Consider the following 18858-nt stretch of genomic DNA (forward strand, 5'->3'; position numbering starts at 1 on the left):
ATGGCCATGACGATAGATGGGTTACGCCTGCTGCAGGTCGTGGCGTTGCGTGGCTCGCTCTCGGCAGCGGCGGCCGACCTCGGTTACACACAATCCGGCGTGTCGCGTCAACTGGCCGTGCTCGAAAACGCGACCGGGCAGCGCCTGGTGGACCGAGGGGCGTTCGGTGCGCGACTGACCCCCGCAGGAAGACGACTCCTCCCACATGCGGATGCGGTCATCCAAGCCGTATCGGCGGCTGAACGGGCAGCCTTAGGCGAGACCTCTACGCCCGCCTACCGTCTCGGTCTGTTCATCAGCGCCGGCGCGACGCTGCTACCGAGGACTCTTCACGCACTGACAGACATCGGTTGGGACCGAACCCTCCGCACGATCGACGGCACCTCGCCGATGCTGATCCGTGCTGTGCTCAGCGGCCGCCTGGATGGTGCCGTCGTCGTCTCCCGTCCGCCGTTCCGATCCCTCGATGACGGCAGCGGACGACTCCACGAGCACGAGATCGGGGTCATGGAACTGCGGGTCGCTGTCTCGCAGTCGCATCCGCTCGGGCACCGCATGGACCTGCGCATCGCGGACCTCTCTGCAGCCGCCTGGGCAGACTCCGCCTCGCCGGGCAGCGACCCCGTGCTGGGCGTCTGGCCGGGACTCGACCACCGCGCCGAGATCCGCTACCGCACCACCGACTGGCTGACCAAGCTGCAGCTGGTCGCCCATGGGCTGGCAGTGACCACTGTGCCGCCGCTGCTCGCTGATGCGCTTCCCCGGAACACCCTGATGCTCGAAGTCACCGACGTCCCACCCGAGCTGCGATGGGTCCGCCTCGTCACCGCGGTCGACCGTCCCGCGCCCGACCCCCTCCCCAATCTGCTCGCGGACGCGTTCACGGCTCTCACGTCAGAGACGGACTAGCGAGACGGCACACGAACAGGACTCAGCGACGCCCCGTCTAAACCCACACGCCCAACCCGTTCGCTTGGCGTCCACCCCCACGCCACGCAGCTTCGTCATCCGGGTCGCGAATGCGCTCCGACGTCAGCCAGAGCCCGTGGCGGGTCACCCCAAGCGCCTGATCGTCAATCAGGCCGGTGAACCGAGTGACCTTACCGTCGACAGCAACGTGCACGGCCGCTGACGTTCCGTCGGGAAGGGCGGGGTCGTCCGCTTCCATCGGCCGATAGAACACCCACGCCCCGGTCGGCGCACGTCACGCTGCTTCCGCTGGGCATGTTGCTGTTCCAATGCCGCAGCGCGGCGTGCTGAGAGCCGGAGTTGGCGGGCGATGCGTGCACCATTGTGGCCTTCCGATCGCAGCTCATGGAAGCGGCGCTGCACCCACCGATAGGCCGTCGCGGATCCGACATCGGCTGCAACTGCCGACGAGGTAAGACTCGCGCCAGCATTGAAAGCCAGCCAGAACGCAGCCTCTCTCGACACGTCAACCCGTAGGTGGTGTCGATGATCGTGATCGACCAGGGCCTCCCAGGTAGTAACACGACTCGAGGTGAAACCCAGCGCGTTGGTCGCCGCGGCCGTCGTCAACCCGCTGCGGCGCATTTCGAGATAGCGATCGCGTAGGAAGCGGTATCCGACGTCCTTATCGATCCCCGCCATTCGGGTGGAGCCTTTCAGACCGTGGCCATGACCGATCGCAGCTAGAAACCGAGCGGCTGTTTGAGCAGAGAACTAAACCACCACAAGCAAACACCTCCAAAAGGGGCGTTGCATCGATCAATAGAATCCCGCGGGCTCTATCAGCTACGCCCCTTTGCAGTGTCGCCCGGGCCAGCCCCATCGCGTTGATCACGGATCGGAGACGGGTGCCGGGAGCCTGCTGTAGGAGTCGAAGCTGCGCAATGCTGTCCGCGCCCTCTTCACGTGCTCGGCGAACGAGGCGTTGTCATCGCCCTCCAGAGTCGCCTGGTAGGCGGTACGGAGGAGGTCGACGGCGACCGCCGCGATGATTTGCGCATCGGGTTCGCCCCGCGTTGTGAGCGCCGACTCGATCGTGGCGGCCGTCGTCGCCAATTTGGTACGGCTGCGTTCGCGCAACTCCGGGCTCGACTGGATCAGGGTCTGCCGTTTGCGCTGGGCCTGTCGGTCGCTTGTGATCACGGTGCCGGCGCGGACCAGGACGGTGATGATCTCTCCGACGAGGACGCCCGCATCCGCGTCCTTCGGTTGAATGTTGATCGCTTGCGCTACCGCTTCTCCGATCTCGTCAGTCTGCGGGAAGAGAACTTCTCGTTTGTCGGGGAAGTAGCGGAAGAAGGTACGACGGGTCAGCCCCGCCCGCTCCGCGATCGCGGTGACCGTAACGGCCTCGTAGCCGTGGGCCTCGAACAGTTCCGCGGCGGCGTTGCGAAGGCGCTTCTCCGCGTTGTTCGTCCATCTGGGCACTCCAACAGTCTATTCGATGATGACACTCTGTGCTATCGTCATGTCCCACAGTGTCATGGGTGAGGATCGGTAAGCATGGACGTTGAACGCATGGACGGGAGGACCGTGGCCGTGTTCGGAGGATCCTCCGGAGTTGGGCTCGCGGTTGCCAAGGGTATGGCCCGTCTCGGTGCCCGGACGATCGTGATCTCGCGGAGCGTGACGAACGGGCAGCGCGCCGTCGACACCATTCACACACACGGTCGTGGCAGCGGGCTCGTGGAGTCGATTGTGGGCGACCCGAGCACGAGGACCGGGGCGGAGCTGCTGGCGACCGCGTTGACGGAGCGCACGGATCGGCTCGACGCGCTCGTCAGCACGGCGGGGTCCATCGGCGAGACCGGCCGGACTGCGGCCGGTGTTCCGCGGGTGTTCGCCACGAACTACCTGGTCCACTTCCAGCTTCTGCGATCTGTCCTTCCGATGCTGGACCGCACGCCCGGAAGCCGCGCGCTGATGGTGGGTGTCGCCCCGGCGCTCGTCAAGCGCATCCGGAATGTTCGCCTCGACGGCGTTGACCCGAACGCTTCCGCGGCGGCGCTGATGACCCAGGCGGTCGCGTGGAAGCTCCTGCTCGCCCGGCATCTCGCCGACATCCGCCCTGAAGGTCCCACCGTCAACGTCTTCCATCCGGGGCTGATTCGATCGAACCTGCTCGCAACGCAGTCGCTGCCGCTTCGGCTTGTGGGGTCGATCTCGAATATGTTCGCCAAGGAACGCTGCACCGTCGTCGAGCACCTCGCGAGCAGCCGATCGCTGGCGGGGATCAGCGGCCGAATGGTCGATGACCACGGCCGCGAGGTTGCGCTGCCCGCGATTGTCACGGCCGAGAACGCGACTGCGGTGTGGACGACGAGCGAGAGGATGGCCCGCTGATGGCCCGACCAATACCCGAGAACCATGCGCTCTGGCTGCCGAAGAAGCGGCGATCGTTCGAGGTGGGATCTGCGCCGTACCCCACCCCCGGTCTGAATGAGATCGTCGTGCGCAACCGTGCCGTCGGGCTGAATCTGATCGATGGAATCCCCCGCCTCGCTTACCGGTTGGTCTTGCCGTGGCTCACCTTCCCGGCGGTGGTCGGACAGGATGTCGCCGGCGAGATCGAAGCCGTCGGCTCCGGCTCGCACGATCTGACGGTCGGCGATCGAGTGCTCGGTCACGCGCTCGGGACGGAAAAATCGATCAACCGAGCCAGTCAGGGCGGTTTCCAGGAGTACGTCATCCTCAAAGCACACATGGTCTCGAGGATTCCCGATTTCCTCTCGTTCGAGCGGGCCGCGGTCCTACCCCTGCAGCTCTCGACGGCAGCTTCCGGAATGTTCCAGGCCAACGGCCTGGCCCTGGTGCTGCCCACCGCCGACCCCATCGACCGTGACGAGACCGTGCTTGTCTGGGGTGGATCGACCGGAGTCGGCAGCAACGCGATCCAGCTGGCCCGCAACGCGGGATACCGTGTCGTCGCCACCGCCTCACCGCGCAACTTCGAATACCTCCAGACGCTCGGTGCCGATGAAGTCGTCGACCGCAACAGCCCCACGGCGGTGAAGGAGCTCGTCACTGCGATCGGGGACCGTTTCCTGGCCGGATCGGTCGCGATCGGCAATGGGTCGCTCCCGAAGGTGATGAAAGTCGCCGCTCGGGTGGCGGGTAGCAGGCGCGTGTCATCATCCGCTCCGGCGATCCTGACCCATCTCTCCGCATGGCGAGTACCCCGAGGAGTCTGCGTCAGCGGAATCTGGGGCGGTTCCCTCAAAGACAACGAGGTGGGCCCAGCCATCTACAACGACTTCCTTCCTGCCGCGCTCGGCACCGGCGCCTACCAGGCCCAACCCCCGGCGGAAGTCGTCGGAAGCGGACTGCGGGCCATTCCCGCCGGACTCGAACGACTACGTCACGGCGTCTCGGCCAAGAAGCTGGTTATCACGCTCTAAGCCCGCGGCGCAGCCAGAAGGCGTTCAGGCTGCGGCGCTGCCTCTTGGTGACGGGAATCTACTGAGGACGGTCGAGGAGCTAACGGGTTTGCTTGATTGAATCATCAGATGGATGAGCTACCGGTCTTCGAGTTCGCCTCCCAGGGGCAGTTGCGCGAGAAGCTGGTCGCCGCGATCGTGGCCGGCGAGAAGACTGCGACCAGTTCCCTCGCCGTGGCATATGCCTCGGCCGGGGAGCCTCTCCCTCAGGTCGGTCAACGCGGGACGGTCATCGACTCAGCGGGAACGAGGCGTGCCGTGATTGAAACGACCGCGGTCGAGGTGTCACCCCTGAGCGAAGTCCCTTTGGCGCACGCGGTGGCGGAAGGTGAAGGGTACGCGGATGTCGCCGCCTGGCGGGCCGCACACACCAAGTTCTGGAGCTCCCGTACCCCGCACGGGGAGCTCGGTCCGAACTTTCGGCTCGACGACTCAACGCTGATCGTCCTCGAGCGATTCACCGTCGTCCTTGAGGCCCGCTGAGGGATCCCGTCGTGGGACGGGCGGCCTTCGACCGCGTGTCAAGGTAAGGTTCGGCGTGCAAGACGATCCACCGTCTACACCGCAAGGCCTCGACGCATTAGCGACGTTTCTCCTCTTGGTTTGTCGAGGCCTTCTCCTCTGGCTCCTCATCCCGGTCACATTCGTCGTCTGGTTGACCTGGCTCGGTCCTCATTACCGGGTCGGGCTCGGGGCGACGCTCGGATGGGCGGACTGGAACATGGTGGTCATGCTGTCGCGGCTTCTCATCCCGAGGGAGGCGCGAGGGCCCGCGCTCGCTCGGTTAGTACCCGCACGGGACATTCGCGGGACGCTCCACCGGATTGATCTGCTCGCGCTCTGGTGAGCCACCGATCGAGATAGGCTCGCCGCTGCTCCCTCGATAGCCAGCCCGTCATCGGACGTCCGGTACGTACTGCTAGCCGATTTCGGTGGATCTCCGTTTGACCAGGAAAGCGGGTACCCGTTCGATGCCCGAGGCGGCATCCTTCCCTTCGATGGCCGAGAGCAGCCTCGTCGCCGCGATATGCCCGAGCTCGGCGAGGTTCAGGTCGATGGTCGTGAGTGGCGGGCGGGATGCTTCAGCCATCGGCAGCCAGTTGTCGACGCCAACGATCCCAACGTCTTCGGGAACGGCTACGCCGCCTTCTCTCAGCCCGTCCGCGACACCGCGCGCTATTTGATCGCTGGCGCAGAACACTCCGTTGAATCTCTCTCCACTCCTCATCAGCCTTTGTGCGGCCTCTCGACCCCACGCCTCGCTCCACTCGCCATGCAGCGGCTCCCCGAGGACCAAACTCAGTCCCGCCGCAGCAAGAGCAGTGGCAGCACCACGGGAACGATTCTGAGTCGCCGCGTGCCGAGGAGGGCCAGACACGTGCGCTATCCGCGACCGCCCGGTTTCGACCAAGTGATTGACGGCCATCTCGGCGCCCTTCTCGTCATCGTGCAGGACGGAGAGGTCCTCCATACTGTCGGATTGGCAGAGGGCGTAGACCACGGGGATAGGAAAGTCCTGCCCCAGCGAGGGGCGGACGTTGCTGGAGCGGCCCGTGATGATGATCCCGTCGACTCTCCTAGCCATCAGAACCCGCAGGTAATGCTGCTCCCGGATGGCGTCGCCTCTGCTCTCACACAGCAGCATGGACATCTGCCCCGCACCGAGGGCGTCTTCGGCACCGGTCAGCAGCGGAATCGTGAACCGGCCGACACTGTCGGTCGTCAGCACGCCCACCGTGTAGGTGCGGCCCGACAGCAGACTGCGGGCGAGCAGGTTAGGAGCAAACCCCAGCTTCTCGGCAGACGCGAGAACGCGTTGCCGGGTTTCGCTCTTGAGCTGACCGCGTCCGTTCAATGCCTTCGACACGGTGCCCGGTGATACGCCGGCGTGTTCCGCCACGTCTGCGACGGTGACGACGCCGCGCGCCTTGCGCTGAGCCATGATCTTCCCCTTCGTAAGCCTGTGTGGCTCAATATGGCACGAACCTAGCAGATCCGGAAATGTTTCTGAAACCGTTTGCGGGAAATCCGGATCAGAGCGAGTTGACAACCGACACTACGCTGCCTATTGTCAAGGAAACCCTTATCCGTGTCGGAAACATGCGAGCATTTTCTTGCACCTTCGTCCCGACACGGCACCCGCAGTCATTTCAAAGGAGAAACCATGGCCCCCCTCACACTGGCGAAGGGACGTCGGCGCGCCGTCCTCGGCTTGGCGGCCACAGCCGCGGCATCAGCACTGCTGCTCGCCGGCTGTTCGGCTGACACATCCTCATCGAGCAGCGGCAAACCCGACGACGGAACCAAGCTCACCATGTGGGCACGCCCGGACAACGGGCCGACCGCTCAGCTGCTGGTCGATGAGTACAACAAGACGCACAAGAACGTCGTCAAGCTGACCCTCGTTCCCAGCGCCAGCTTCCAGGCCAAGGTCGGCGCTGCAGCCGGATCCGGCGGCTTGCCCGACATCCTCGGCGCCGACGTCGTCTACTCACCCAACTACGTCAAGCAAGGTCTCTATAAGGACATCACCTCAGCGGTGAAGGGGCTGCCGTACTATGACAGCCTCTCGCACGCTCACACCGACGCCACCACCCTGGACGGCAAGATCTACGGCACGCCGCTGGTCGTGGACTCCTCCCTCATCATCTACAACAAGGACCTGTTCACCAAGGCTGGTCTGGACCCCGAGCAGGGTCCGAGCTCGTTCGATGAGATCTACACCGATGCGAAGGCGATCCGCGACAAGGTCGGCGGTGACACCTACGGCTTCTACTTCGGCGGCAACTGCGCCGGCTGCAACGCGTACACGATGTTCCCATACGCCGTCGCGGCAGGTTCACCGCCGTTCACCGATGACGGCAAGAAGGGCGACTTCGACTCGAAGGCGATGACGGCGACCCTGGATCTGTACAAGAAGATGTACGACGAGGGCATCATCCCGGCCAGCGCCAAGGAAGAGGACGGATCCAGCTGGACCACCGCCTTCAACGCCGGCCAGATCGGCATCCTGCCCGTTGGCACCTTCGACTTCGGCAATCTCGCCAAGGCGAACTTCGATTGGGGAGTCGCAGGCTTGCCCGCTCCGGATGGCGGCAAGACGGCGACCTTCGTCGGCGGCGACGTCGCCGGAATCACTAAGGACTCCAAGCACTACGCCCAGGCCCTCGACTTCCTGAAGTGGACGCTGGGCAAGGATGCTCAGGTGAACGTGCTGGCCAAGAGCGGCAACCTTCCATCCCGCGTCGACCTGGCCGACAACGAGTACAGCTCGAAGGACCCCCGGATCGTCCAGACGATCAAGGGCCTCGCCACCGGTTACACGCCCTCCTCGATCGCTTACGGAGCAGTGATCAACGCACCCACCGGCCCGTGGTCGACGCTGGTTCGCGACTACGTGTTCAATGGCAAGACCGACGCGGTTGCCGCCGGCCAGAAGGCCATCCAAGCCGGCATCGACCAGGCCAAGTAGCCGGCTCATCGAAGACCAGGTGCGAGCGCGACTCCTGCGCTCGCACCCGGTCTGGCGCACTCAGAAAGCTCTGACATGACAACGACCCCGACCGTGCGCGACGCAGGAACACCGGCTCGCACTCTCGACCGACGCACCCCCCGTCGGTCCTCCCTCACCGCCCGGCCGGCGGTCGGCCTTCTCTTCGTGGCGCCTCTCGCGATCATCGTCGCGATCCTGTTCCTGGTCCCGCTCGGCGTGCTGCTGTTCATGTCCACCCAGAACTGGCCACTTCTCGGCGGGCCCACCCCGAACGGGCTGGGAAACTACGCCGAGATCCCCTCCAACGCACTCTTCGTCGGAGCGATCACCTTCACTCTGATCTACACGATTCTGACCACCATCCTCATCTTCGGGATCTCCTTCGTGCTGGTCGCCGTGTCGAACTCGAGCCGGCGCGGGGCGAAGTTCTACCGCACCACCTTTTTCCTGCCCTACGTGGTCGGCACAGCATCGGCGGCCCTGATCTGGCTGGCCGCCGTGAACGACCGCAACGGCGTCGCCAACTTCCTCCTGGAACGACTCGGGTTCACAGACGGACCGTGGGGCTTCCTGAACACCGGCGGGCAGGCCCTCTTTACCACGCTGACCCTGGTGGTGTGGAAGTTCATCGGGTTCCAGGTGATCGTGCTCCTGGTCGGCCTGCAGGCCATACCGAACGAACTCTACGAGGCGGCGCGGATGGACGGAGCAACGACGATGCAACGCCTTCGCTACATCACGCTGCCGTACCTTCGTCCCACGCTCGCCCTTCTGCTGATCCTCTCGATCACCGGCTCGCTGCTGGCCTTCGACCAGTTCCAGGTGCTCACCCACGGCGGCCCGGACAACAGCACCATCACGCTGGTGCTGGCCATCTACAACACCGCGTTCGCGCAGTTCGACCTGGGCAAGGCGGCCGCCCTGTCCGTCGTCCTGCTCCTCGCGCTGGTGCTGCTGAACGGTGTGCAACTCTTCCTGCTCCGAGACAAGGACGACCGATGACCGTCATCACGCGAACACCGGGCGGCACCCGGCACAAGACAGGTGCGGCCCGCGTGCGGTCCGCCGCAGCCGGCACCGGCTACCACCTCTTCAGCGGAGTTCTGGCAGCGATCTTCCTGCTGCCGATCCTCTGGGCCGTGCTCAACTCGGTCAAGCCCGCCGCGGAGGCCAACAGCAACCCCCCGACGTTGTTTCCGCACAGCTTCTCACTCGAGAACTACCAGAAACTCGCCACCTACGGCGCGGGCCTCGGAACCTACCTGTGGAACAGCATCGCCCTCTCGGTGCTCGTCGTGGTCGGCACGGTCATCATCACGGTGCTCGCCGGCTACGGTTTCGCGCGGTTCCAGTTCCGCGGCAAGAGCCTCCTCTTCGGCACGACACTGCTGATCCTCATGGTGCCCTACGCGACCATCCTCATCCCCTTGTTCATCGTCCTCGGACGACTCGGGCTGACCAACAGCGTCTTCGGTCTGGCTCTCGTCCTGATCATGTTCCAGCTGCCGTTCGGGGTCTTCCTCATGCGCAACAGCTTCGAGTCGATTCCCCGGGAGCTCGAGGAGGCGGCACTGGTCGACGGATGCGGTCCGTTCGGCGCTTTGCGGTACGTGTCCTTGCGTCTCGTGATGCCGGGGGTGGTGACGGTTGCGCTGTTCTCTTTCATCGCATCCTGGAACGAGTTTCTCGGCCCGCTCATCTTCCTCAGCGACGGCTCCCAGTACACGTTGCCGATCATGCTGGTGAACCTCAGCATCGGCCAGTACGGAGCGGTGGACTACGGCGCCATCCAGGCCGGCGTCGTCATCACGATCGTGCCGGTACTGCTGCTCTACCTCTTCCTGCAGCGCTTCTACGTCTCCGGTCTCGTCAACGGTGCGCTCCGCGGCTGACCCTCCCGCATACCCCATCTTCGAAACGCTTCAGCTTCTGCCTCGCCCAAGGAGTACCACCATGCACTCAGCACGTCCCATCGCCCCCGTCATCCCCGTCAACCAGCGCAACATCGCCTTCCGCCCCATCGGCCTCGACGCTGCTCGCATCGTCGACGGACCGTGGGCGCAATGGCAGCACGACAACCGCAAGGTCACCATGGCGCACTCCTTCGAGTGGCTGGAACGCGACGGAACGATCGACAACCTTCGTCGGCTCGACCCCCAGGCCGGCGACGACAGGCCGCGGCGAGGACTGTGGTTCACTGACTCCGACCTCTACAAGGCGTTGGAAGCGGTGGCGTGGGACAGTGCGCTCGAACAGTCCAATGAGCGCGACGCACTCATCGCGGACCTCGCCGGCATCATCGGGAGGGCGCAGCAGCCAGACGGCTACGTCAACTCCTTCGTGCAGGCAGGTCTCGACGTGCGTTGGGACAACCTGGTGAAGAGCCACGAGTTGTACTGCATGGGCCACCTCATCCAGGCAGGAATCGCCGACCGCCGCGCCACCGGCCGCTCCGAGCTGTTCACCATCGCGATCAAGGCGGCCGACGTCATCGTCGAGGACTTCGGCGGCCTCCGGCGTGACGACACCGACGGCCACGAGGAGATCGAGATGGCACTCGTGGAGCTCTACCGCGAGACCGGTGAACGCAAGTACCTCGAGATGGCAGAACAGTTCGTCGACGTCCGCGGGCACGGGGTGCTGGACGCCAGCCTGCACTTCGACAGCGCCTACTACCAAGACGCGATCCCGGTGCGCGATGAGACGACCGTCACCGGACACGCCGTTCGAGCCATCTACCTCCTCGCCGGAGTGGTCGACCTCTACCTGGAGACCGGCGAGAAAGCCTTGCTCGACGCCGCGCTCGAGCAGTGGTCCTCGATGACTGCCACAAAGACTTACCTCACTGGCGCCGTCGGTTCACGGTTCGCCGGAGAGGCCTTCGGCGACAGCTACGAACTGCCACCCGACCTCGCCTACGGCGAAACCTGCGCCACCATCGGCAACATGATGCTCAGTTGGCGTCTCCTGCTCGCCACCGGGCAATCCCGGTTCGCCGATGCGTTCGAGCGCGGGCTCTACAACCTCTTCGCAGCCTCGACCTCGATCGAGCGCACCGCCTTCTTCTACAACAACCCCGCGCAGCGCCGAGCTCCTTATCCGGCTGCCCCTACCGACACGCGCCCGCTCCGGGCGGATGCCCCCGGCACCCGACCGACGTGGTTCGAGTGCGCCTGCTGCCCACCCAACATCATGCGCACGATCGCCACCCTGCCCGCCTACCTCGCCAGCAACGACGATTCCGGTGTCCAGCTGCACCAGTTCGTTGCGGCCGACCTCGTCTTCGAGCTCGGCGCAGGCGCGGTGAGCCTCTCCGTCCAAACCCAATACCCTCTTGATGGACGCGTTGCCATCACCGTCACCGAAGCGCCCGATAACCCGTTTACCCTCTCCGTACGCCGACCCGACTGGGCGGATGCTCTCGGCGTGGCCATCAACGGCGGCAGCGTCGATGTCGATGCGACGGACGCGGGCTACGTCCCCATCACCCGCACGTGGGAGGCGGGAGACGTCCTCGTCATCGACATTCCGATGCACCCGAGGTTGACCGTTGCGCATCCCGCGGTGGACGCCGTGCGCGGCACCGTCGCCATCGAGCGCGGACCCGTCGTGTACGCCTTCGAGAGCGTCGACCAGGCTGACGACGTAGACCTCAACCGGGTGGAGCTGCTGGCTGAGCGCCCCCTCGCGGAAAGGCTCGGCGACGTCGAGGGACAAGAAACCGTCCTCATCACGGCCGCCGGATACCTTCGCGACGACACGTCTTGGACGGGTACCGGCTGGCATTCCCGAGCGGATGCACCGCCCGTGGATGGACGCCCCGTCGAGCTGGTCGCCATCCCCTACAGCCTGTGGGCCAACCGGGGACCCTCCGTGATGCGGATCTTCGTACCCGAACACCGATAGGTTCGACATCCTCAGCCGGCCGAGAAGTGCTGGGTCGCTCGCCAGGCAGGGTGTGTCGAGTCGCGGATCACGAGCGTGGGCTGAATCGAAATCGACGCCGCCGAGCCGGTCGAGATCACCTCGACGAGCTGATCCACTGCAAGCGAGCCCAACCGGGTGAAGTCTTGAGCAACCGTGGTCAGCGCAGGAGCGAAAAAGGCGCTCTCCGGGATGTCATCGAATCCGACGACGCTGACCCGGCCCGGAACGGACACCCGCTCCCTGCGCAGCGCGGCGAGTGCACCTAACGCCATCTGATCATTCCCGCACACCAGGGCGGTCGCTCTGCTGTCACGGTGCGCCGCGGCGGCGCTTCCCGATCCGGCCGACCAGTCCCCGCGCAGCACATCCAACTCCGGAACGCCGGCCAGCCGACACTGCAGAGCGAACGCGTCCGCGCGCAGCCGAGCTTCGATGTGAGAGAGCGGTCCGGCCAGATGCTGAATGTACCGGTGGCCCAAGCCCACCAGATGCCCGAAGGCAGCACGGATACCGGCCGCCTGGTCGATGTACACAGCCGGACGGGTCGAAACGCCCGGCCACAATCGGAGGATCGGAACGGCAGTGGGGAAATCGGCGACCGCCTGATTCGCCGCTACGCTCGAGGCGACCACAATCACGCCCGCCACGGCCTGGTCCAGGAGAGCTTGGAGCGCGGCTCGGGCGGAGTCCGCGGAATCCAGGGCCCGGGTTTCCAGGGTCCGAAACCCCACCTCCGCCGCCGCAACCTCCAGGGCGTGAACGACACTGGTGGGTCCGTAGTCGGCGACGGTCGGAGCGAGCACCCCGATCGCATTCTGTCGACGGGAAGCCAACGTCTTGGCCGCCACGTTGGGACGATACCCGAGCTCGGTGATGGCGGTAATGACGCGAACGCGAGTGCTCTCGCGCACCCCTGCGGCATGGTTTATGACGCGTGAAACCGTCTGATGGGAAACGCCGGCTCGCGCTCCCACATCTGCCAGGGTCGGCGCCCGCGGAAAGGTCGTGAGGGCGGTCGCCGCTTCACGTGAGGGATGCGCCAGATCGCGCTCGGGTGCTGACATCCAATCTCCATCCGGAAACCTTTCCGGGCTGCTCAGAAGCTGTGTGCGTTGTGTTCAAGGGACTCGGTTGACGTAGGACGTTGATCCAGTCTAGATTGCAGAAACGCATTTCCGAGCGCGACGCAGCGCCGCGGACGTATCAGAGGGACTTCAATGTCGAGCACTCCCAGCAGGAACCGGTTCCGTATCTCAGCGCTCACCTTGGCGATAGTGGCCGCTATCGGCAGCTTGGCGGGAGGCGCGGCGCCCGCCTCAGCTGCGACACAGACGTTTACCGCCGGCAACGCCCAGACGGCGCTGACCGCCTTCCTCGGCAGTTACTACAACGCCAGCAACGGACTCTTCTACAGCTCGCAAAGCGACCACCTCCCCCTCGATCTGTGGACATCCGCCTACATCCGTCAAGGTCTCTGCGCAGCCAACGACAACACCGGCGGCGCATACCGTCAGCAGATCAGCGACAGCTACTACGGCTTCGAAAACTACTTCAAGAAGCCGTTCAGCTGGACGGAAACGATCGATGGCACCACCCAGACCACCACCGATCCGTACTGGTGGGGCAACGGCGTTCACGACGCCAACGACGACTTCCTCTGGAACGTCAACGCTGCGATCTGCGCGTACGAGGCCACCGGCGATTCACACATGCTCCAAGAAGCCGAGCGTAATACCCGGTGGCTCCTGGAGACTCAGCTCGACAACACGGCCGGATTCGGTGACGGCGGCGTGTGGCGCACCTGGAGCCAACACGACTACAAGGACATCTCCACCGGCGGGCAGGTGCCCTACATCGCCATGGCGCTGGCCAAGTACTTCCCGACCAGGACCATCTACAACGCCGCGCTCGGCGGCAGTTTCACGTACGCGCAATACGCCCAGAAAACCTACGACTGGATCAAGCTATGGATCCAGCCTGACGGCAGCATCCTCAACGGAACCGACGGCACCCAAACCGGATACTTCGACAAGAACCACTACATGATGAACGTCGGCCTCATCGCCGACAGCGCCGCCGCGATGTTCCAAGCCACCGGCGACACCAGCTACATCAGCGACGTCGTACGCGTCACCGACTGGGCACGCAACCGCTTCACCATCCCGTACAACGGCGCCCAGATTCTCTGGCCCCAGTGGACCACCTCCAACGGAGGCGCCCACTACGACCAATGGGTGGACGGCGACTCGGGGCAGAACACCGTCGCAAAGGGCATCATGTCGCGCGGCATCATCAACTGGATGCAGGCCACCGGGCAGAGACAATACCTGCAATGGATGCTCGACAACGCGAACACAGCGTGGGCGAACCGTCACCTCTCTGACAACCTGCTCTACACCAACTGGCATGTGCCCAACACACTGCCCGCCAACGGCCTCTCATCAGGGAACTACACCGGCGTGGACATCATGGAGAGGTTGATCAAAGCGCAAACCAATCCCGGAGTGCTCAACGCCGGCTTCGACTCGAACAACGCCAGCACCACAACGCCGCTGGCCTGGACGAACTACAACTTCGGCAACGCCGCGAACGACGGCGCATCATTCACCGAGCAGAAGGCTGCACCGAACAACGCACACAGCGGCAACTTCACGCTCACTCAGTACAAGTCGACGGCCTACCAGAGCTATGAGTACCAGACTGCAAAGGTTCCCAACGGCACCTACAACCTGACCGCCTGGATCCGCAGCAGCGGCGGCCAAACCTCCACCTACATGGACGTCAAGGACTACGGTGGCACCGCCAGAACCGTCACCATTCCCGCGTCCGGTTCCTGGACACAGATCTCGATCCCCAACGTCGCGGTCACGAACCGACAGGCGACAATCGGGTTCTACTCCAACAGCCCAGCCGCGAAATGGATCAACGTCGACGACGTCCAACTCAGCCCGGCCGCGGTGACGAACCCGACGTTCACTGCACGCAACTTCTCCTTCGAAGACAACAGCGCAGCAACCCAAACGCCAACGAACTGGTCCACGAACGACTTCGGCACCACCGCCAACGCGACCGCGGACTTCACCGAATCAAAATCAGCGCCATCGAACGCGCGCACCGGTTCGTACATGCTCACCCACTACAAGAACACCGCCTACCGGGTCTACACATCGCAGACCATCACCGGCCTCACCAACGGCACGTACAACCTCGCCGCCTGGATCCGCACCGCCGGCGGCCAAACCGCCGCCTACATGAATATCAAGGACTTCGGCAACGGGACTGACCTCACCACCGACATGCGGTCAGCGGCATCCGGTACTTTGACCCTCGTAACCATCGCCAACGTCCCCGTCACCAATGGCCAAGCCACCATCGGCTTCTACTCAGACGCCGGAGCCGGCCAGTGGGTCAACATCGACGACATCAACCTCGCCCGCCACTAGTAAGCGGTAAACGCGGCCTCGTTATCGCTGAGCAATGCTTCAACTGTGCGAGGCACGTGGCCGGTGGTGCGCTGCACGTCGTCTGAGACCCAGTCGGAGTCCCCCTGAGCGAAAAGCGCTAGCGCTTACGCATTCATTCCGGCCACGCCGGCGGACATCCCGAAGCCGACGAACTGCTCGGTCTGCTCGGCCACCGTCATCGGCCGATACTCGATGCGGCGCCCAAGGACGGCAGCTGAGCAAAGCATCCACCCTGGCTACTCGCCTGACGGGTCGGCGGATGCCGCTGACCGCGCGCGCCGACTCAGCGGTGCTCGCCGCGCTCGACGAGTACGGCCGGCTCAGTCAGGCCGATCTCGGCCGCCGACTGGGTCTGGACCGCAACGACATCAATGCCGTCGTCAATCGGCTGCAGGCCGGACGCTACGTGAAACGCGTCCCGGATGCAGACCGCCGTCGCAACAAGATCGGGGTCACTTCGCTCGGCCAAGCGCACCGAGTCGACCTGCTCACTCGGGCTAGTCTCGCGCAGGACGATCCGCTGAAGGCCTTATTAGCGGCCGAACGACGACAACTCCACGCTCTGCTCGAGAAGATCCTGACGGCTCACGCACAGCAATCGGCCTGAAACCCGACGTCTCTACAATCGCGTCATGACAACTGCTGCGCTAGGACCGAGCAGTGGCGGAATCTGTTCTCCTCGCCGAAGCGGGCGCCATCTCACTGATGGGACCGATCTTCGTTGCAGTCACGATCAACCCGAGTTGTTACGCACAACGCGACCTGAAGTCTTGCCTCGCGCTTACGGGCGCTGAAGATGCGGATTGATCGACAGGCCCGGGCCGGCCGCCCTCTACTCGAACGACTGCTGCTCTTCCGGCGGCGATTGCCCCCGCCCGACCTCCTTCTTCAGCTGTTGCAACCCAGACGCGAGCGAGGCGTCGAGCGCCTGCTGCAGCTGGTGCTGATTGGTCACGACGACGTCGCCGGACGATGACTCCTCCGTGCGCACGAGCGTGCCGCGCTCCGTCGGCTCGAACGTCTATACATGCCTTCCCGTTATGCCCTGAGTAGTCCCGGACCAAGCGACGCTCCGCTCCCGAACTATCTCCCTGACTGTCGACGGTATGTCGGACAGCCCCTCGGTGCTCCAGGTGAATGTCGCTCCCAACCGCCCGGAAATAGACCCGTCGACCTGCACCCAGGAGTTGGAGCCATAGACCGCGCCCGAGCGAGTGGTCCGAGAACGACGAGGGCACCCAACGCGACGGGTACTTTCGTCGCTGGCGGCTCCGGCGATGTACGCACCGTTAGTGCTAGTAGGCGATCGAGAAGCGGGCGCGGCGGTGCCTGGGAGATTCGATCTCGTTCATGACGGCGTCGGCCAGGTCAGCGCCGGAGATCTCCGAGTTGCCTTCCGAGTCGGTGAGCAGTACATCGCTGCCGATGCGGTAAGTCCCGGTTGCGGCGCCCGGTGCCCATGAGCCGAATCCTGCGGCGGGACTGACGTAGAACCAGTCCAGCGCCTGATCCGATTCCCGTAGGTCCCCCAACACGGCACCCATCTCCCGCGCCTCGGCTTTGAACTCCGCCGGCACGTGTTCGGTGTCCTGCACCACGGGGCCGTTCTCGCTGATGCGGAGCGTGCCGGCACCGCCGATCACCCCGAAGCGCACCCCTTCAGCGCGAGCTCGCTCCGCCAGGTCGGCCAGCAGCTGCCGAGTCTGTCCGGCCAACGGACCGCGTGGTGAAAGCGCGGATATCAACACGTCCGTGTCGAGGGCTGCACGAGGCAGTTGTCCTCCGTCGAGTAGATCGAAGGCTATGAACTTCGCGCCCGCGGGAGGGGAGGAGGGTGTTCGGCGGCTGTACGAGGTCACGCGATGACCGCGGGCGACCGCGGCGGCAACGAGATGGCTGCCAGCGTATCCCGTTCCTCCGATGATGGTGATGCGAGCCATGTGCGTTCTTCTTTCTGCTCGGTTCGGTGAGGTGAGGGTGTTGCTTCAGGGATGCACGGTGATGAGGCGGCGGTTGAGGAAATCGCGGATCAGCGCAGCCACTTCGGGGGCAGCGCTCTCCAGGAGGAAGTGGCCGCCCGGAAGCAGGTGGATCTCCGGCTCGATAGCGTCTGCCGCAAAGGCTCGCGCACCGTCGGGGCCGAAGATTTGGTCTCCCTCACCCCAGACGACGAGGGTCGGTACGGCGCTCTCACGGAGGTACGTGTGGACCTCCGGGTACAGCGGAACATTGTTGCGGTAGTCGCGAAAGAGCGCGAGCTGGATCTGGTCGACCCCAGGGCGTGCGAGCCGATCGACGGCGTGGTGCCACGCATCCGGCGACAGCAACGTGGGATTCGGCGTGCCGGTCAGGTACTGCCAGCGCACGTCGTCCAAGGTGAAGGCGCCGCGGACGTCTTCCTCATGCTCCGCCGATGGGTCCGCTCCGTACGCCATCGCGCGGCGCGTCCACGCGCTGTCGAAGAACCCTGCCTCATAGGCGTTGCCGTTCTGACTGACGATCGTTTCGATTACTCCCGGGTCAGTCAGGGCGAGCCGCCATCCGATCGGCGCGCCATAGTCCTGGACGTAGATGGAGTATGACTCGACATGTAGCTGTCGGAGCAACTTCGCTGTCACCTCGGCCAAGGAATCGAACGTGTAGCTGAACTGCTTCACCGAGGGAGCAGCGGAATAGCCGAAGCCGAGCAGATCCGGCGCGATCAGGTGGAAGTCGTCCGCTAGCAGTGGAATCAGATCCCTGAACATGTGCGAGCTCGACGGAAAGCCGTGCAGAAGCACCAGCGTAGGTCGCTGCGGGTCACCCGCCTCCCGGTAGAAGACCTCGAGCCCGTCGACGGTCATCGTTTGGTATCGCACCGCACGCATGATCTAACTCCTCAGATCGCTTGATGTGGTTAGGTGCTGCGACAGTAGTCCCGGCATGTCTAACTTGTCAAACGGCGCAGTAGGGTTAGGTGATGAATGAGTGGAATGACGACGATCTATTGCTGGAGGTGCTGAACTCCACACCGATCTACGCGGGGGAGCAGCGGGACCAGCTCAGTGGCCAGATCGGCCAGCTGTGGCTCGTGGCGCACGGAATGGAGGACTCGCTCGAGGAGCAGGGGTACCTCATCGCCGCTCGGGGGGCGCTCCAAGATGCAGTACGCTCAGCGGCTACGCCTGTAGGGATCGATCAGTGGCTCCGCGACATCGCGGCCGTGCCGACCTTCGAGCAGGGTGAACTGCGCTGGAGTCGAACCTTTCCGCCGGGACGAAGCGGAGCGAGCCGCGTCGTGCTGGCGTGGGCGCAGGCGCAGCGGGAGCATCCCGGCCGTATTCGAGCCTGCGCGAACATCGCCTGCCGCCGGTTCCTGTTCGACCGCAGCCGGTCGAACCAAGCGAAGTGGTGCTCGATGGCCACGTGCGGTAATCGCGCAAAGGCCCGACGGCACTACGACCGCCTACGGGCGGAGGCCTAATTCCGGTCTTCGGTCTCAGCCAGTCAACCAGGCGGCGGTACTAGCGATCCAATAGCGGACGCGTCGCGGTAAAGCGGTCCACACGTTCTCGGTGACACCCTGCTC

Annotated in this window: 18 protein-coding genes; 11 read left to right on the forward strand and 7 right to left on the reverse strand. The window is 64.5% G+C overall.

Annotation, left to right across the window (positions count from 1 at the left end; all coding sequences use genetic code 11):
• The gene (locus E6C70_RS11475; protein ID WP_136424669.1) at positions 1-909 is read left to right on the forward strand and encodes a LysR family transcriptional regulator; all 909 of its coding nucleotides are present in this window, start codon (positions 1-3) and stop codon (positions 907-909) included.
• Between the two features lie 891 nt (positions 910-1800).
• On the opposite strand, the gene E6C70_RS11480 is transcribed toward E6C70_RS11475, so the two are convergent.
• Complete coding sequence (locus E6C70_RS11480) at positions 1801-2397, reverse strand: TetR family transcriptional regulator (protein WP_136424670.1); 597 nt, start codon at positions 2395-2397, stop codon at positions 1801-1803.
• 75 nt (positions 2398-2472) lie between these two features.
• Between E6C70_RS11480 and E6C70_RS11485 the strand changes: the two genes are divergently transcribed.
• The 3 genes from E6C70_RS11485 to E6C70_RS11495 all read left to right on the forward strand — a co-directional run bounded on the left by E6C70_RS11485 (position 2473) and on the right by E6C70_RS11495 (position 4889).
• Complete coding sequence (locus tag E6C70_RS11485; protein WP_136424671.1) at positions 2473-3312, forward strand: SDR family NAD(P)-dependent oxidoreductase; 840 nt, start codon at positions 2473-2475, stop codon at positions 3310-3312.
• Positions 3312-4367: a zinc-binding alcohol dehydrogenase family protein gene (locus E6C70_RS11490; protein WP_207670113.1), complete on the forward strand. Its 1056-nt coding sequence runs from the start codon at positions 3312-3314 to the stop codon at positions 4365-4367. Before E6C70_RS11485 ends, E6C70_RS11490 begins: the two co-directional genes overlap by 1 nt.
• Before the next feature lie 108 nt (positions 4368-4475).
• Positions 4476-4889 (forward strand): ASCH domain-containing protein, encoded by a 414-nt coding sequence (locus E6C70_RS11495; RefSeq protein WP_136424672.1) that lies wholly within the window; start codon positions 4476-4478, stop codon positions 4887-4889.
• Between the two features lie 436 nt (positions 4890-5325).
• Here the strand turns inward: E6C70_RS11495 and E6C70_RS11500 are convergent, their stop codons facing one another.
• Entirely contained in the window at positions 5326-6348 is a 1023-nt protein-coding gene (locus E6C70_RS11500) for a LacI family DNA-binding transcriptional regulator (protein ID WP_136424673.1), read from the reverse strand.
• 222 nt (positions 6349-6570) lie between these two features.
• On the opposite strand from E6C70_RS11500, the gene E6C70_RS11505 reads away from it, so the two are divergent.
• The 4 genes from E6C70_RS11505 (at position 6571) to E6C70_RS11520 (ending at position 11805) form a co-directional block, all read left to right on the forward strand.
• Positions 6571-7878, forward strand: coding sequence for an ABC transporter substrate-binding protein (locus E6C70_RS11505; RefSeq protein ID WP_136424674.1), 1308 nt, complete (start codon positions 6571-6573; stop codon positions 7876-7878).
• 75 nt (positions 7879-7953) lie between these two features.
• Positions 7954-8901, forward strand: a complete 948-nt coding sequence (locus E6C70_RS11510; RefSeq protein ID WP_136424675.1) for a carbohydrate ABC transporter permease — start codon at positions 7954-7956, stop codon at positions 8899-8901.
• Positions 8898-9791 carry a carbohydrate ABC transporter permease gene (locus E6C70_RS11515; protein ID WP_136424676.1) on the forward strand — a complete coding sequence of 298 codons (894 nt, stop codon included), beginning with the start codon at positions 8898-8900 and terminating at the stop codon, positions 9789-9791. The genes E6C70_RS11510 and E6C70_RS11515 overlap by 4 nt, the downstream gene beginning before the upstream one ends.
• A gap of 61 nt (positions 9792-9852) precedes the next feature.
• Positions 9853-11805: a glycoside hydrolase family 127 protein gene (locus E6C70_RS11520; protein ID WP_136424677.1), complete on the forward strand. Its 1953-nt coding sequence runs from the start codon at positions 9853-9855 to the stop codon at positions 11803-11805.
• A gap of 11 nt (positions 11806-11816) precedes the next feature.
• On the opposite strand, the gene E6C70_RS11525 is transcribed toward E6C70_RS11520, so the two are convergent.
• Positions 11817-12890 (reverse strand): LacI family DNA-binding transcriptional regulator, encoded by a 1074-nt coding sequence (locus tag E6C70_RS11525; protein WP_136424678.1) that lies wholly within the window; start codon positions 12888-12890, stop codon positions 11817-11819.
• Positions 12891-13043: 153 nt separating this feature from the next.
• Between E6C70_RS11525 and E6C70_RS11530 the strand changes: the two genes are divergently transcribed.
• The gene (locus tag E6C70_RS11530; RefSeq protein ID WP_136424679.1) at positions 13044-15269 is read left to right on the forward strand and encodes a hypothetical protein; all 2226 of its coding nucleotides are present in this window, start codon (positions 13044-13046) and stop codon (positions 15267-15269) included.
• Positions 15270-15394: 125 nt separating this feature from the next.
• Here E6C70_RS11530 and E6C70_RS17190 read toward each other — a convergent pair whose 3' ends face one another.
• A complete protein-coding gene (locus E6C70_RS17190) occupies positions 15395-15517 on the reverse strand; it encodes a hypothetical protein (RefSeq protein WP_268895960.1) in 123 nt (40 codons plus the stop codon).
• A gap of 32 nt (positions 15518-15549) precedes the next feature.
• Here E6C70_RS17190 and E6C70_RS11535 point away from each other — a divergent pair, with 32 nt between their 5' ends.
• Entirely contained in the window at positions 15550-15897 is a 348-nt protein-coding gene (locus E6C70_RS11535; protein ID WP_136424680.1) for a MarR family winged helix-turn-helix transcriptional regulator, read from the forward strand.
• Positions 15898-16122: 225 nt separating this feature from the next.
• Here the strand turns inward: E6C70_RS11535 and E6C70_RS16710 are convergent, their stop codons facing one another.
• The 3 genes from E6C70_RS16710 to E6C70_RS11545 all read right to left on the reverse strand — a co-directional run bounded on the left by E6C70_RS16710 (position 16123) and on the right by E6C70_RS11545 (position 18157).
• Positions 16123-16281, reverse strand: coding sequence for a hypothetical protein (locus E6C70_RS16710; protein ID WP_168770934.1), 159 nt, complete (start codon positions 16279-16281; stop codon positions 16123-16125).
• A gap of 304 nt (positions 16282-16585) precedes the next feature.
• A complete protein-coding gene (locus E6C70_RS11540; RefSeq protein ID WP_136424681.1) occupies positions 16586-17230 on the reverse strand; it encodes an NAD(P)-dependent oxidoreductase in 645 nt (214 codons plus the stop codon).
• Between the two features lie 45 nt (positions 17231-17275).
• Positions 17276-18157, reverse strand: coding sequence for an alpha/beta fold hydrolase (locus E6C70_RS11545; protein WP_136424682.1), 882 nt, complete (start codon positions 18155-18157; stop codon positions 17276-17278).
• 92 nt (positions 18158-18249) lie between these two features.
• Between E6C70_RS11545 and E6C70_RS11550 the strand changes: the two genes are divergently transcribed.
• Positions 18250-18753 carry a CGNR zinc finger domain-containing protein gene (locus tag E6C70_RS11550; protein WP_136424683.1) on the forward strand — a complete coding sequence of 168 codons (504 nt, stop codon included), beginning with the start codon at positions 18250-18252 and terminating at the stop codon, positions 18751-18753.
• Positions 18754-18858 lie beyond the last annotated feature (105 nt).

Origin of the sequence: Orlajensenia flava, from assembly GCF_004801905.1 — a bacterium.
GTDB classification, from domain to species: domain Bacteria; phylum Actinomycetota; class Actinomycetes; order Actinomycetales; family Microbacteriaceae; genus Orlajensenia; species Orlajensenia flava.